We start from the raw sequence: 14,617 nt of genomic DNA on the forward strand, positions 1-14,617 counted from the left end.
AAAGAAAACTTATCTTATTCCCACTTTTTCCAGTAGCTGGTGCGTTTGTCATGCAATGGCGGCGGCCTGTTACCACATTTCGTTAGCTTGATTTCAGGATAATTATGAGCAAGAGCACCGCTGAGATCCGTCAGGCGTTTCTCGATTTTTTCCATAGCAAGGGACATCAGGTAGTTGCCAGCAGCTCCCTGGTACCGAATAACGACCCGACTCTGCTGTTTACCAACGCCGGGATGAATCAGTTCAAGGATGTGTTCCTTGGGCTCGACAAGCGTAATTATTCCCGCGCTACTACTGCACAGCGTTGCGTTCGTGCCGGTGGTAAACACAACGACCTGGAAAACGTCGGCTACACCGCACGTCATCACACCTTCTTTGAAATGCTGGGCAACTTTAGCTTCGGCGACTACTTCAAACATGATGCTATCCAGTACGCATGGGAACTGCTGACCGGCGAAAACTGGTTCAACCTGCCGAAAGAACGCCTGTGGGTGACGGTGTACGAAACAGACGACGAAGCCTACGAAATTTGGGAAAAAGAAGTTGGTATCCCGCGCGAGCGTATTATCCGCATTGGTGATAACAAAGGCGCGGCCTATGCGTCTGACAACTTCTGGCAGATGGGTGACACCGGTCCGTGCGGCCCGTGCACCGAGATTTTCTACGATCATGGCGATCATATCTGGGGCGGCCCGCCGGGTAGCCCGGAAGAAGACGGCGATCGCTATATCGAAATCTGGAATATCGTCTTTATGCAGTTCAACCGCCAGGCCGATGGCACAATGGAGCCGCTGCCGAAGCCGTCCGTTGATACCGGCATGGGCCTGGAACGTGTTGCGGCTGTGCTGCAACATGTGAACTCTAACTACGAAATCGACCTGTTCACTAAGCTGATTCAGGCAGTGGCGAAGGTGACTGGCGCGACAGATTTGAGTAACAAATCTCTGCGCGTTATCGCTGACCACATCCGTTCTTGCGCATTCCTGATTGCTGATGGCGTGATCCCGTCGAACGAAAACCGTGGCTATGTGCTGCGTCGCATTATTCGTCGCGCTATCCGTCACGGCAATATGCTGGGCGCGAAGGACACCTTCTTTTATAAGCTGGTTGGGCCGCTGATCGACGTGATGGGCTCAGCAGGTGAAGATCTGCAACGCCAACAGGCGCAGGTTGAACAGGTTCTGAAAACTGAAGAAGAGCAGTTTGCCCGTACGCTGGAGCGCGGTTTGGCGCTGTTGGACGAAGAACTGGCAAAATTGAAAGGCGATACGCTGGATGGCGAAACCGCTTTCCGCCTGTATGACACTTACGGTTTCCCGGTGGATCTGACCGCTGACGTTTGCCGCGAGCGCAATCTGAAAGTTGACGAAGTGGGCTTCGAAGCCGCCATGGAAGAGCAGCGCCGTCGCGCGCGCGAATCCAGCGGTTTTGGCGCAGACTACAACGCGATGATCCGCGTTGACGGTGCGTCTGAATTCAAAGGTTATGACCACCTTGAACTGAATGGCAAAGTGACCGCACTGTTTGTTGATGGCAAACCGGTTAACGCGATTGCAGCGGGCCAGGACGCGGTTGTCGTTCTCGACGAAACGCCGTTCTATGCTGAATCGGGCGGCCAGGTTGGCGACAAAGGCGAACTGAAAGGTAACGGGTTTACCTTTGCCGTGCAAGATACGCAGAAATATGGCCAGGCAATTGGTCATATCGGCAAGCTCAGCACCGGTTCGCTGAAAGTCGGCGATGGCGTGAAAGCAGAAGTCGACGAAGCGCGTCGCGCTCGTATTCGCCTGAACCATTCAGCAACGCATCTGATGCATGCTGCGCTGCGTAGTGTGCTCGGTACGCACGTGGCGCAGAAAGGCTCTCTGGTGAACGACAAGGCGCTGCGTTTTGACTTCTCTCATTTCGAAGCCATGAAACCGTCGGAAATCCGCGCGGTGGAAGATCTGGTTAACGCGCAAATTCGCCGTAACCTGCCGATCGAAACCAACATCATGGATCTGGAAGCGGCAAAAGCGAACGGCGCAATGGCGCTGTTTGGCGAGAAATATGACGACCGCGTGCGTGTTTTGAGCATGGGCGATTTCTCGACGGAACTGTGCGGCGGTACGCATGCCTCGCGTACCGGTGATATCGGCCTGTTCCGCATTGTGTCTGAATCCGGCACGGCGGCAGGTGTTCGCCGTATCGAAGCGATTACCGGTGAAGGCGCAATTGCCAGCCTGCATGCGCAAAACGATCAGTTGCACGATATTGCTCAGTTGCTGAAAGGCGACAGCCAGAACCTCGGCGACAAAGTACGTAGCGTTATTGAGCGTACTCGTCAGCTGGAAAAAGAGTTGCAGCAGCTTAAAGCGCAGGCGGCAGCGCAAGAAAGCGCAAACCTGTCCGGTAACGCTATCGAAATAAATGGCGTGAAACTGTTGGTTAGCGAACTGGCAGACGTCGAGCCGAAGATGTTGCGTACCATGGTGGACGACCTGAAGAACCAACTCGGCGCTTCGGTTATCGTTCTTGCCACTGTAGTGGAAGGAAAAGTTTCTCTGATCGCGGGCGTCTCAAAGGATGTGACTGACCGTGTTAAAGCAGGGGAACTGGTAGGAATGGTCGCCCAGCAAGTTGGGGGCAAAGGTGGTGGACGCCCGGATATGGCTCAAGCCGGTGGTACGGATGCGGCCGCGCTTCCTGCGGCTCTCGCCAGTGTTAAAGATTGGGTAAGCGCTAAACTGTCATAATTACAAAGCGAATGCACAGGCCATAACCTTGCGGTTATGGCCTTGTTGCCACTACGCTATTGATAACGAGAAAGTCAGGTTGAAGTTGTGTATATCGGCTAAACTTACGTCTAGCAGAATGTAATGCCGTGACTGCTTACACTTTACGAGTTTGTCATCGCTTACTTTTTGGCGTTGTATGACGGATAATGCCGGGATACAGAGAGACCCGACTCTTTTAATCTTTCAAGGAGCAAAGAATGCTGATTCTGACTCGTCGAGTTGGTGAAACCCTCATGATTGGGGATGAGGTCACTGTGACTGTATTAGGGGTGAAGGGTAATCAGGTACGCATTGGCGTAAACGCCCCTAAAGAAGTGTCGGTTCACCGTGAAGAGATCTACCAGCGTATCCAGGCTGAGAAATCCCAGCAGTCCAATTACTAATGCATTATGCGTCTCGCGGCTGTCCGGCGAGACGCAACCACACCTCCAGATTCTCCCTCGCGCACGTTTCCTTTTTATTTCAAATTCACTGTATTTCTTTCTCTACGACTGCGCTTTTGTCGCCCTCAGCTTCGTGTTTTTTGCCAACGTAGCGGCGGAAATTCTGCTGATAAAACATCCTTTTTGGCCTTTTTGCAGGCTAATTGTCTGCGAAGTGTGCAAACGATTCAGGGGTGGGAAAAATTGTTTGACTTATAAGTCCCAGAAAGTAATATGTGCGCCACGCAGCGACGATGAGCTCTCAACAAGTTCTTCGAAGCACTCGTAAGAGGCGTGTGGTGAGGTGGCCGAGAGGCTGAAGGCGCTCCCCTGCTAAGGGAGTATGCGGTCAAAAGCTGCATCCGGGGTTCGAATCCCCGCCTCACCGCCATTTTGCATCCGTAGCTCAGCTGGATAGAGTACTCGGCTACGAACCGAGCGGTCGGAGGTTCGAATCCTCCCGGATGCACCATCTTGCTCAGTGTGGCGAGGTAACGCAGCACTGAATCAGCGTTGTAAAGCAAGTTTTCCCGATGCATCCGTAGCTCAGCTGGATAGAGTACTCGGCTACGAACCGAGCGGTCGGAGGTTCGAATCCTCCCGGATGCACCATCTTGCTCAGTGTCTCGCATGTAATGCAACACTGAATCTGCGTTGTAAATTAAGTTTCCCCGATGCATCCGTAGCTCAGCTGGATAGAGTACTCGGCTACGAACCGAGCGGTCGGAGGTTCGAATCCTCCCGGATGCACCATCTTCTGTAAGTCCCCCATATTCTGCGAAATTCCTCCCAACAAAGCACAAACCCCTCTGCTTATTGTTCGCTGGCAGCGACAAAAAGCCTTGTTTACGTTAAAGTAAATGTTTGTTATCTGGTTTACGAGAGCACGATGTACGAACGTTACGCTGGTCTGATTTTCGATATGGATGGCACCATCCTCGATACTGAACCGACCCACCGCAAGGCCTGGCATGAAGTGTTGGCGCACTACGGAATGCGTTTTGATGAACAGGCGATGGTCGGGCTGAATGGCTCACCCACATGGCGTATCGCGCAGGCGATCATCGAAGCAAACCAGGCCGATTTCGATCCCCATTTACTGGCTAATGAGAAAACCGCAGCGGTGAAAACAATGTTGTTGGATTGTGTGCGCCCGTTACCGCTGATTGACGTGGTGAAAGAGTGGCATGGTCGCCGTCCAATGTCCGTTGGCACAGGCAGTGAAAGCGCAATTGCCGAAGTTCTGCTGACGCATCTTGGCTTACGCCAATACTTCACTGCGGTCATCGCCGCCGATCACGTTAAAAATCATAAACCTGCACCGGATACTTTCCTGCTCTGCGCCCAAAAAATGGGTGTGGATCCATCGCAGTGCGTCGTGTTTGAAGATGCTGATTTCGGCTTGATGGCCGCGCACGCTGCCGGTATGGACGTTGTGGATGTTCGCGTATTGTGAGTGACGCTCTGTCACTTTTTTCATTGTTTGCCAGCAGTTTTCTCAGTGCCACGCTGTTGCCCGGCAATTCTGAAGTTGTGCTGGTTGCGATGTTACTCACGCATGTTAGTCAGCCCTGGCTGCTTGTTGTAATAGCAATAATAGGTAATAGCCTTGGAGGGCTGACTAACGTTATTCTTGGGCGTTTCGTTTTGCAGCGCAAAGCATCGCGCTGGCAGGAAAAAGCGACCGGCTGGCTCAGACGTTACGGCGCTGCGGCGCTGTTGTTGAGTTGGGTGCCTGTTATAGGCGATTTACTGTGCTTTCTTGCGGGATGGATGCGGCTCCCGTGGGGGCCAGTTCTGATTTTTTTATGCCTTGGCAAAGCGTTGCGCTATGTGGCTCTCGCCCTCGTAACGTTGCAAGGTATGACGTGGTGGCACTAATTGGACTGTGTGAGTGACCTTTCATCGTCAACCATTACAATTATGCTTAATAAAATGATTATTACAGGCGGGAGGTCAATTTGATCCCGGACGTATCACAGGCGTTGTCCTGGCTGGAAAAACATCCTCAGGCTCTCAAGGGGATCCAACGCGGTCTTGAACGTGAAACTTTGCGCGTCAATGCGGATGGTTCTTTAGCAACAACGGGTCATGCGGCAACGCTTGGTTCTGCACTGACCCATAAATGGATTACCACTGATTTCGCCGAAGCGCTGCTGGAGTTTATCACTCCGGTTGATGGCGATATCGACCATATGCTGACGGTGATGCGCGATGTTCATCGCTACACTGCCCGCCAGATTGGCGATGAGCGCCTGTGGCCGCTCAGCATGCCGTGCTATATAAAAGAAGGGCAGGATATTGAGTTGGCGCAATATGGCACCTCTAATATCGGGCGCCTGAAAACGCTTTATCGCGAAGGGCTGAAAAACCGCTACGGCGCGTTGATGCAGGTTATCTCTGGCGTGCATTACAACTTTTCGCTACCGATGGCTTTCTGGGAAGCCAAAAGCGGCAGTACGGATAAAGAAACGGTGTCAGATGGCTATTTCCGTCTGATCCGCAACTATTACCGTTTTGGCTGGGTAATCCCGTACCTGTTCGGTGCATCCCCGGCGATCTGCCCGTCGTTTCTGCAAGGAAAGCCGACCACACTGCCGTTCGAGAAAACGCCAAACGGTATGTACTATCTGCCGTATGCGACCTCATTGCGTATGAGCGATTTGGGTTACACCAATAAATCGCAGAACAACTTGGGCATTACCTTTAACAACCTGCATGATTACGTCGTTGCCCTGAAGCGCGCCATCAAAACGCCTTCAGAAGAATACGCGAAAATCGGCTTGAAAAAAGATGGCAAGTATCTGCAAATCAATACCAATATTTTGCAGATAGAGAACGAGCTGTATGCGCCGATCCGCCCGAAGCGCGTGACCCGCAGCGGCGAAACGCCGTCGGATGCGCTGCTGCGCGGCGGTATTGAATACATCGAAGTGCGCTCGCTGGATATCAACCCGTTCACTGCGATTGGCGTTGACGAGCAGCAGGTGCGCTTCCTCGATCTGTTTATGGTCTGGTGTGTGCTGGCCGACGCACCGGAAATGAGTAGCGACGAATTGCTGTGTACTCGCACCAACTGGAACCGCGTGATTCTGGAAGGTCGTAAGCCAGGTTTAACGCTGGGTATAGGCTGTGAAACGGCGCAATTCCCATTGGCGCAAGTCGGCAAGGATCTGTTTGGCGATCTGAAACGAGTGGCACAAACGCTGGATGGCGTGTACGGTGGCAATGAGTATGAAAAAGTATGTGACCAGCTGGTCGCCAGTTTCGACGATCCTGAATTGACGTTCTCTGCGCGTATTCTGCGCTCAATGATTGATGATGGAATTGGCGGTACAGGTAAGGCGCTGGGCGATCAGTACCGTTCGCAGCTGCGTGAAGAGCCGCTGGAAATCTTGCGTGAAGAAGATTTTATCGCTGAATGCAAAGCATCGCTGGCGCGTCAGGCTGAAGTTGAAGCCGGGGATACGGAGTCATTTGAAGCGTTGCTCGCACGTCACGCCTGATAGAAAAGAAAAAGGCCACATCGCTGTGGCCAAAATTTCATCTCTGAAAATCAGGGATGATGATAACAAATGCGCGTCTTTCACATACTCAGACTCGCACGGGAAAAAAGAGTTCACTTTATTTTTAAAAAAATCACTATCGGAGGTGACTAAATGCCGTTATTGGATAGCTTCACTGTCGATCATACCCGTATGGAAGCGCCTGCAGTCCGTGTTGCCAAGACCATGGACACCCCGCACGGCGACACCATCACCGTATTCGACCTGCGTTTCTGCGTACCGAACAAAGAAGTGATGCCGGAAAAAGGCATTCATACGCTTGAGCATCTGTTCGCGGGTTTTATGCGTAATCACCTCAATGGCAATGGCGTTGAGATTATCGACATCTCCCCGATGGGCTGCCGCACAGGCTTCTATATGAGTCTGATCGGTACGCCGGATGAACAGCGTGTCGCTGACGCCTGGAAAGCGGCGATGGCCGACGTTCTGAAGGTTAAAGAGCAGAACCAAATCCCGGAACTGAACGTTTACCAGTGCGGGACTTACCAGATGCACTCGCTGGACGAAGCGCAGGAAATCGCGCGCCACATCCTCGATCGCGATGTTCGCGTCAACAGCAACGAAGAGCTGGCCCTGCCGAAAGAAAAGCTGCAGGAATTGCACATCTAGCTGCCATTTTTGTCGTTGTCTTTAATACCGCCTTTCTGTTAGCAGAAGGCGGTATTATTATTTGGCTGGTATCTATCAGATAATTTTTATTCACGAAATATATTCAAGCTTTGAATTTATATTAATTATTAATGTGTCTGTAATATCCTGTTTAGCTAAATGTCTTCTGGTTGTCATTTAATTCTTGCCATGATAGTTTTCTCACCTCGTCGTTATTAGACGAACGTTTACTTTCAATATATTTACCTTATAAACAAATTTCAGCGAAAAAGATGCCTGAATGACGAGGATATTATGCGGCGTTTACAGTTTTCTATCATATGTACCTCAATTTTTTTACCGCTCACATTAGCCGGTTGCGTCAAATCGACAGTGCCCACAGTAGTGCAGGATGCGCCGCAAAAGCAGCAAACACAGCAGTGTTATGAGCTACTCACCGCATTAAAAGGTTTAGATAACTCAGCTTATGAAACATATAAGCAACAGTTCAACACCATCAATCAAACCTACGAAGTTTATAAGAAAAATCAGCCGATAATAGATAACAACTCGTCGGAAATAATGAAATCTGAAATTGACAACAAAATTGAAGTTGTCTGTTCTCGCGTACGCAGCGCGGTATTCACGGATATGTCCAGACGAGCAAATACACTGAAACAGTTATGAGAAAACTATTATATTCATCAGCTGTATTGTTATCGGCTATTTCAACCTCTGCGGTCTGTGCTGATCCTGCGGCGCTACTCGACCGCCTTAGCAAAGAGAACATAATATCCGTCGAGCCAAAATCCCCTTTCACCAATGACAGTACTTCTGCAAGCAAGGTTGCCATGCCTGCCTCTCCGGCTCCTGCGCCAAAGCGCGATGTGCCCAAAGAAGAGGCAAGCACTAAAGAGATCAGGCAGCTGAAAAGTAAGCTCGCGGCGTCACGGCGTGAAGTACAAGTATTGCGAAAAAAACAAGCCGCAGCTGCACCTGCAAAGGCCCCGGTTGAGCAGAACAATACCGTTAGTCAGGAAAACAAACAGTTGAAGCAGCAGTTGCAGCAGCTTGCGGAAACGAATAAAAAGCACGCGCAGGATGCCGGGAAATTACAGGCTGTCAGCGACGAGAACAAGCAACTGCAACAGCAGCTCAAAACCAGCCAACAGCAGTTGGCTGAAGAGAAAAAGCAGCGTGCAGAACAAAGCTCGACGCTACAAATCGCGGCAACGAAAACGGCGGATCACGCTAAGCAGCTCACGCAAGCGAATAAAAAGCATGATGAGATAAAGGGCCAGCTTGATGTCGCCACAAAGAAAATAAGCGAGCAAACGGCGCGTATCGCGGCGCTGGAAGAGAAATTGAAACAGAGCGCTGAAGAGAAGGCGACGGTTGAGAAGCAGCTCACCACTGCGCTGGCAACAACCCACGCGCCTGCAAAAGAGGCCGAGAAAACCACGGCGCCGCTTTACTCGCTGGCCGCAAATAAATCAGCTCAGGCGAGGACAAACTATGCCTGGGGCGTCTGGTTTGCGGCAAAAGTGCAACTCGAAAGCGAAATGCTGAAAAGCACCGGGCAGAAATTTATGCCTCCCGCTTTTGTGCAAGGTTTACAGGACAAATTCGCCGGTAGCTTGCAGATGAAGAATGCCGATATCGAGAAGGCACTGGACACCCTTAACAAGCAAGTGGATGATGCGCGAAAACGCGATATGGCGCAAAACAAGAAGCGGGCGCAGGCGCTTCTCGCCAGCGCGGCAAAGCTTAAAGGTGCTGTGCGGGGAGAAAACGGCGTCATCTATCTGGTTGAGAAGCGCGGGCTAGGGGCAGCGATCAGTAATAACGATGTCATCCGCTTCAAAGTGGATGAAACCATCAGCTCCGGGCAAGTTCTGGCGCAGGGAGAGGTTCATACCGGCCGGGTGAGCGAGCTTCCGCCATTGATGCGCGTCGGTGTGGAAAAGCTGGTTATTGGCGGCAGGGTGAAAATTTATATCCCCGTCGAACTGGCTTATGGTGAAGAGGGAATACCCGGCAAGGTGCCCGCCGGTGTAGCCTCGACCATGACACTGGAAGTTCTCAGCATCGAAAAATAAAAAATCGCCTCCTAAATGGAGGCGATTTGCTTTCATCACTAATGCGCGCCGCCACCGCCGCCTGCGCCAAACGGTGGTCTCGCAAACCACACCAGCCCAAGCAGGATCAAGAACACGCCCGCCGAGAACCAGAAAATCTCGTTAGCCGAGATAATCAGCCCCTGGTTAGTAATTTGCTGCGCAATCCAGCTTGATGACTGTTGCTGCGACATGCCCAGCCCTTGCAGTTGGTCATACATTGCTTGCGAGTTCGGGTTGTACGGATTAACCGATTCCGTCAATTGCGCGTGGTGCAACGACTCCCGGTTGGTCCATAGTGTCGTGGTAATCGACGTACCGATGGAACCGGCAAGCGTTCGCGTAAAGTTCGATAAACTGGACGCCGCTGCCAACCGTTCAGGCGGCAAACCGGAAAGGGTTATGGTGGTCAGTGGCATAAAGAAGCATGCCACCGCGAAGCCCTGAATAAACTGCGGCCACGCCGACGCGCCAAAATCCATTCCCGGCTCGAAAGTATACGCACGCCAATAGAAGCACACCGCATACATAATAAAGCTAAATGTCACCAGACGGCGCATATCCAGCTTATGCGCGAAGCGGCCAATAATCGGCGATAGCAATACCGGGATCACCCCAACAGGCGCAGACGCCAGACCCGCCCAGGTCGCGGTATAGCCATACACCTCCTGCAACAACTGCGGCAGCAAAACAATCGCGCCGAAGTAGAGCATATAAGCGAGGCTGATACATAAACAGCCAATGGTAAAGTTGCGCGACTTAAACAGCGACAGGTCGACAATCGGGTTGTCATCGGTCAACTCCCACACCACCAGGAAGCTTATCGACACCACGGCGACGATCGTCAGCACGATGATTTCTGTGGAGTTAAACCAATCCAGCTCTTTACCCTGGTCGAGCATGACTTGCAGGCTACCGATGCCCACCACCAACAGCGCCAGGCCAATGCCGTCAATGCGCCGCTGTTCGGTACGTGTTTCACGACCGCGCAAGCTTTGCAGCGTCAGCAACACCACCAGCGCGCCAATCGGCACGTTGATAAAGAAAATCCAACCCCAGTGGTAGTTATCGCTGATATACCCGCCAAGGATCGGCCCACAAATCGGCGCGACAATCACCGTCATCGACCACAACGCCAGCGCGATAGAGCGTTTGGCAGGCGGGTAGTTACTCAGCAGCAGGCTTTGCGAGAGCGGAATCAACGGCCCGGCGACAATCCCCTGGATGACGCGAAAGAAAATCAGCATCCCCAGACTATTGGAGACACCGCACGCCCAGGAGGCGATGGCAAACGCCACGGTCGACCAGAGAAACAGCTTCACTTCGCCGACGCGTTTCGCCAGCCAGCCGGTGATCGGAATCGAAATCGCATTCGCCACGCCGAACGAGGTGATCACCCACGTCCCCTGGCTCAACGAGGAACCAAGGTTACCGGCGATGGTTGGAATCGCAACGTTGGCGATGGTGGAATCCAGCACCTGCATGAAGGTCGCAAGCGAAAGCGCAATGGTCATAATGACCAGTTGCGCGCCTTCCAGCGGTTTCCTGTGCATTGCACTCACCTCAAATTAACCGGCGTTGGCTTTGACGATGTTATCGATAAGCGTGTTGACCGGCTCAAGGTTGATTTCCCGGGCGTTGCTTTCGTATGCCGGGCGGGTACGCACCTGGCTGGCCAGCACTTGGCCGTCACGGGCAGAAGTGTCCACTTTCACCAGTGTCGAAAGGCCAATGCGCAGCGGATGATCGGCGAGTTGTTTCGCATCCAGCTCAATACGCACCGGCAGGCGCTGAACCACTTTGATCCAGTTACCGGTGGCGTTTTGCGCTGGCAGCAGCGAGAAGGCGCTCCCGGTACCCATATCGAGACCGACAACTTTACCGCTGTACTCCACCTCATCGCCGTAGATATCACTGATGACCGTCGCAGTTTGCCCGATGCGCATATGCGCGACTTGCGTCTCTTTGAAGTTCGCGTCCACCCACAAATGGGTTGCCGGCACCACGGCCATCAACGACGTTGTGGAGCTAATCTGCGCGCCAGGCTGCACGGCACGGCGGGACACGTAACCGGTGATGGGGCTTACAATCTTGGTACGTTGCAGCGCCAGCCAGCTATTCCGCACTTCGGTGGCGGCCTGCATTACCGCAGGTTGGTTTTCAAGGCGAGTATCAAGAATGATCGCCTGATTAGCGTTGTATTGCTGAACGGCGACATCCAGTTCGGCTTGCGCGCTGGCGACCGCATCACGGGCGTGTTGCAGTTCTTCGCGGCCAATCAAATTGGCGCTTCCCAGCGGCACCCGGCGGTTAAAATCGCTTTGTGCCTGCGCCAGTGCGGTTTTTTTCAGTTCAATGCTCGCCAGCAACTGCTTGCTGTTGATCATCGACTGGCGGGTTTGTCGCACGCTGCTCGCCAGCTCAGTTTGCGCTTTTTCAAACGCTTGCTGGGCGTCGGTGGCATCCAGCGTGACCAGCACATCCCCTTGTTTTACTAAATCGGTATTGTCGGCCCAGACTTTCGTCACGCTGCCGGATACCTGCGACATGATTTGAACTTGGTTCCCTGCCACGTATGCGTCATCCGTTTCTTGAAAATGACGCAGTACCAAAAACCAATAAATCCCATATGCCACGGCAATAACAATAAAGAGCAAGGTCAAAAGAAGAAGCAGGCCTTTGCGTTTCCCTTTCTTCTTGACCGGTTGCTGCGGGGGTTGACTCTCCGCAATAGCGCTCATGTTTTTCTCCACGATCTTATATTTTCATTTCGGCGAGGGCCGACCTTTCGTCAGAAAGGCCAGCGAAATGCCGGCCCTTCAATATTCTTATATCCTGGATATTCAAGCAGATAGTCGCGTTAGCGCAGCGCCTCAAGGATGACATCTTCTTCATCCATCTGGTCGAGACGTGACAGGAGTTTGCGGGTGATTTGCTCGAGCTGGTCTTTTTCGCCAACCGTCAACGAAGACCAGAGTTGGTGCAGGCAATTGTGCTGCGGGGGCAGAACTTGGCGCAGGAATTCGTGACCTTTATCAGTCAGTTGCAGGTGCAAACAGCGGCGATCGTTATCGCTTTCGCGGCGCTCAATCCAGCCGCGCTTTTCCAGCTCATCGGCGATACGCGTCGCATTGGTGCGCGATGAACCCAGCGCGCTGCTAAGCTCAGAAGGCTGAATACTGTGGTTTTCCTGAGATTCCAGCGTAATCAACGCCATAAACAACGTCTCGTTAATGCCCTGCGCTTTCAGCATCTTATTGCGGTTTTCCAGCAGCTTGCCCTGCATGTGCATACACAGGCGGGTCAGCAAAATTTCCTGAAACGGGAAATCTTCATAACGGCTGGCGCGAAACTTAAGCATTTGTTCAATGGGCGTAAACGAACTATCCATTTGGGTATAACCTCATTAATTGCAGTCGATATAGTAACGACAGTGACAAATAAAGTAAATGTATTATTTGTACTAATAAATTTGCTTTATCTATATATCCGTTGGAATTTTCCAACGACTCCGTGCGCGCGAACGCGACGCCGCATGGGCGTGTTAAAGATGCTGTGTAGGGAAGTAAAACCGAGCCGGGTGGCAAACATGTCGAAGGCAAACGTAACCGGGACGTTGCTTGAGACGGTGGCAAGACTGTTTCGGATCCCTTCCGGTAAGGTTGCCGCCTTGAACGAGGCGGCTACTGTAGTTGAACTATCCATATCCATAATGTTTGTTATATATCACCCACGTTAATATAACCGGGATAAACAAGTCCCATAACCTTAACAGACTGGGGGGCGCCTTAACACCCCGGGTTTCACCGAATCCAATAAACGTGGGGGTAATCGCGGTTATGCCTCCTGCCGTTGGAATCCTCGCCACCACACTAGCAGGTTGAGTACTGCGAGCGTGCAGCCCGCCACGCACACGCCCGTCCAGCCCGCGTGTTGCCAGGCGGAGGCGGAAATCAACGAACCCGCCGCGCCGCCAATAAAATAGCTGGTCATATACCCGGCGGTCAGGCGGTTACGCGCATCCGGGTTCACGCGGTAGATAATCGTCTGGTTGGTAATGTGTACGGCCTGCACGGTGAGATCCAGCACGATAATGCCGATAACCAGCGCGATCACGGAACTGTGACCCAGCCAGGTGGCAACCCACGAGAGCAGCAGCAAAATCAGGCCGAACGTGGTGGTGAGGTGCGATTTTCCTTTATCGGCCAGACCGCCCGCCTGACGAGCGCCCAGCGCACCCGCCGCTCCTACCAGACCAAACAGGCCAATCACCGCTTCAGAGTAGTTAAACGGCGGCGAGGCCAGCAGAAACGCCATCGACGTCCATAGAATGCTGAAGTTGGCAAAACACAGGCAGCCGAGTATCGCGCGGGTGCGCAACAGTTTATTGCCTGCGAACAGCGTGAATACCGAGCCGAGCAGTTGAGGATAATTGAGATGGTTTTCCTGCTTGAGTTTCGGCAAACCGCGCCACAGCGCCAGCGCCATCAACACCATTAATACGCTGGCAACCCAATAGACAGTGCGCCAGCCGCCGAGGCTGGCAAGTAGCCCGGCCACGGTGCGCGCCAGCAAAATCCCGAGCAGCAGGCCGCTCATAATCGTGCCAACTACTTTGCCGCGCTTTTCCGGCGAGGCGAGCGTCGCCGCCAACGGCACGAGGATCTGCGCCACCACGGAAAACAGGCCGGTCAGCAACGTACCGAGGATCATCAAACTAAGCGACGGGCTACTGGCGGTGATCAACATGCCGCCCGCCGAGAGTAACGACATCACTACGATCAGCGTGCGACGCTCAAACATATCGCCCAGCGGCACCAAAAACAGCAGCCCGGCGGCGTAGCCAAGCTGGGCCGCGGTGACAATAAACCCAGCCTGGTTAGGCGAGAGCGAAAAGGCGTTGGCGATGGTATCAAGCAGCGGTTGCGGGTAGTAGTTGCTGGCGACGGCGAGGCCGGTGGCAACGGACATCAGCGCAATCAGCGCCGGGCTCAGGCCCTGGTTTGGTTTCGTCATGGGAATAATAAGTCAGGTAATGGTTTAGCCGGAAATCTATCATAACCAATTGATTGGGGTTATGTGTTGTCATCTGTGCAGCATATCTATGCCAGATAAGATGACACGCCCGGTGGCGCTAACGTTTACCG

12 protein-coding genes and 4 tRNA genes are annotated in these 14,617 nt (G+C 52.7%); 12 read left to right on the plus strand and 4 right to left on the minus strand.

Annotated features, from left to right (window positions below; genetic code table 11):
• The first annotated feature begins 104 nt into the window (after positions 1 to 104).
• The 12 genes from alaS to AAEY27_RS05240 all read left to right on the plus strand — a co-directional run bounded on the left by alaS (position 105) and on the right by AAEY27_RS05240 (position 9,452).
• A complete protein-coding gene (gene alaS, locus AAEY27_RS05185; protein ID WP_342323845.1) occupies positions 105 to 2,735 on the plus strand; it encodes an alanine--tRNA ligase in 2,631 nt (876 codons plus the stop codon).
• Positions 2,736 to 2,974: 239 nt separating this feature from the next.
• Positions 2,975 to 3,160, plus strand: a complete 186-nt coding sequence (gene csrA / locus AAEY27_RS05190) for a carbon storage regulator CsrA (protein ID WP_007370562.1) — start codon at positions 2,975 to 2,977, stop codon at positions 3,158 to 3,160.
• A 337-nt stretch (positions 3,161 to 3,497) separates the two neighbouring features.
• Positions 3,498 to 3,590, plus strand: a tRNA-Ser gene (locus AAEY27_RS05195).
• A gap of 4 nt (positions 3,591 to 3,594) precedes the next feature.
• Positions 3,595 to 3,671, plus strand: a tRNA-Arg gene (locus AAEY27_RS05200).
• Between the two features lie 63 nt (positions 3,672 to 3,734).
• Positions 3,735 to 3,811: transfer RNA gene (locus AAEY27_RS05205), tRNA-Arg, on the plus strand.
• A gap of 64 nt (positions 3,812 to 3,875) precedes the next feature.
• A tRNA-Arg gene (locus tag AAEY27_RS05210) sits at positions 3,876 to 3,952 on the plus strand.
• 136 nt (positions 3,953 to 4,088) lie between these two features.
• Positions 4,089 to 4,655 carry a fructose-1-phosphate/6-phosphogluconate phosphatase gene (gene yqaB, locus AAEY27_RS05215; RefSeq protein ID WP_342323846.1) on the plus strand — a complete coding sequence of 189 codons (567 nt, stop codon included), beginning with the start codon at positions 4,089 to 4,091 and terminating at the stop codon, positions 4,653 to 4,655.
• Positions 4,652 to 5,080 (plus strand): YqaA family protein, encoded by a 429-nt coding sequence (locus tag AAEY27_RS05220; protein WP_342323847.1) that lies wholly within the window; start codon positions 4,652 to 4,654, stop codon positions 5,078 to 5,080. Before yqaB ends, AAEY27_RS05220 begins: the two co-directional genes overlap by 4 nt.
• A gap of 80 nt (positions 5,081 to 5,160) precedes the next feature.
• Positions 5,161 to 6,705 (plus strand): glutamate--cysteine ligase, encoded by a 1,545-nt coding sequence (gene gshA, locus AAEY27_RS05225; RefSeq protein ID WP_342323848.1) that lies wholly within the window; start codon positions 5,161 to 5,163, stop codon positions 6,703 to 6,705.
• A gap of 153 nt (positions 6,706 to 6,858) precedes the next feature.
• Complete coding sequence (gene luxS / locus AAEY27_RS05230; protein ID WP_342323849.1) at positions 6,859 to 7,374, plus strand: S-ribosylhomocysteine lyase; 516 nt, start codon at positions 6,859 to 6,861, stop codon at positions 7,372 to 7,374.
• 294 nt (positions 7,375 to 7,668) lie between these two features.
• Complete coding sequence (locus AAEY27_RS05235; protein ID WP_342323850.1) at positions 7,669 to 8,040, plus strand: hypothetical protein; 372 nt, start codon at positions 7,669 to 7,671, stop codon at positions 8,038 to 8,040.
• 281 nt (positions 8,041 to 8,321) lie between these two features.
• Positions 8,322 to 9,452: an FKBP-type peptidyl-prolyl cis-trans isomerase N-terminal domain-containing protein gene (locus tag AAEY27_RS05240; protein WP_342323851.1), complete on the plus strand. Its 1,131-nt coding sequence runs from the start codon at positions 8,322 to 8,324 to the stop codon at positions 9,450 to 9,452.
• Positions 9,453 to 9,490: 38 nt separating this feature from the next.
• Here AAEY27_RS05240 and emrB read toward each other — a convergent pair whose 3' ends face one another.
• The 4 genes from emrB to AAEY27_RS05260 form a co-directional block, all read right to left on the minus strand.
• Complete coding sequence (gene emrB / locus AAEY27_RS05245; RefSeq protein ID WP_342323852.1) at positions 9,491 to 11,023, minus strand: multidrug efflux MFS transporter permease subunit EmrB; 1,533 nt, start codon at positions 11,021 to 11,023, stop codon at positions 9,491 to 9,493.
• A gap of 15 nt (positions 11,024 to 11,038) precedes the next feature.
• Entirely contained in the window at positions 11,039 to 12,211 is a 1,173-nt protein-coding gene (gene emrA / locus AAEY27_RS05250) for a multidrug efflux MFS transporter periplasmic adaptor subunit EmrA (protein WP_342323853.1), read from the minus strand.
• Positions 12,212 to 12,330: 119 nt separating this feature from the next.
• Complete coding sequence (gene mprA, locus AAEY27_RS05255; RefSeq protein WP_342323854.1) at positions 12,331 to 12,861, minus strand: transcriptional repressor MprA; 531 nt, start codon at positions 12,859 to 12,861, stop codon at positions 12,331 to 12,333.
• Between the two features lie 446 nt (positions 12,862 to 13,307).
• Entirely contained in the window at positions 13,308 to 14,486 is a 1,179-nt protein-coding gene (locus AAEY27_RS05260) for an MFS transporter (protein WP_342323855.1), read from the minus strand.
• Between the last annotated feature and the right edge of the window lie 131 nt (positions 14,487 to 14,617).

The organism is Kosakonia sp. BYX6, from assembly GCF_038449125.1.
GTDB classification, from domain to species: Bacteria; Pseudomonadota; Gammaproteobacteria; order Enterobacterales; family Enterobacteriaceae; genus Kosakonia; species Kosakonia calanthes.

Coding starts and splice junctions, on each gene's coding strand:
- yqaB (WP_342323846.1), top strand. CDS start 4,089: ATGTACGAACGTTACGCTGGTCTGATTTTCGATATGGATGGCACCATC.
- alaS (WP_342323845.1), top strand. CDS start 105: ATGAGCAAGAGCACCGCTGAGATCCGTCAGGCGTTTCTCGATTTTTTC.
- AAEY27_RS05260 (WP_342323855.1), bottom strand. CDS start 14,486: ATGACGAAACCAAACCAGGGCCTGAGCCCGGCGCTGATTGCGCTGATG.
- emrA (WP_342323853.1), bottom strand. CDS start 12,211: ATGAGCGCTATTGCGGAGAGTCAACCCCCGCAGCAACCGGTCAAGAAG.
- mprA (WP_342323854.1), bottom strand. CDS start 12,861: ATGGATAGTTCGTTTACGCCCATTGAACAAATGCTTAAGTTTCGCGCC.
- emrB (WP_342323852.1), bottom strand. CDS start 11,023: ATGCACAGGAAACCGCTGGAAGGCGCGCAACTGGTCATTATGACCATT.
- luxS (WP_342323849.1), top strand. CDS start 6,859: ATGCCGTTATTGGATAGCTTCACTGTCGATCATACCCGTATGGAAGCG.
- AAEY27_RS05235 (WP_342323850.1), top strand. CDS start 7,669: ATGCGGCGTTTACAGTTTTCTATCATATGTACCTCAATTTTTTTACCG.
- csrA (WP_007370562.1), top strand. CDS start 2,975: ATGCTGATTCTGACTCGTCGAGTTGGTGAAACCCTCATGATTGGGGAT.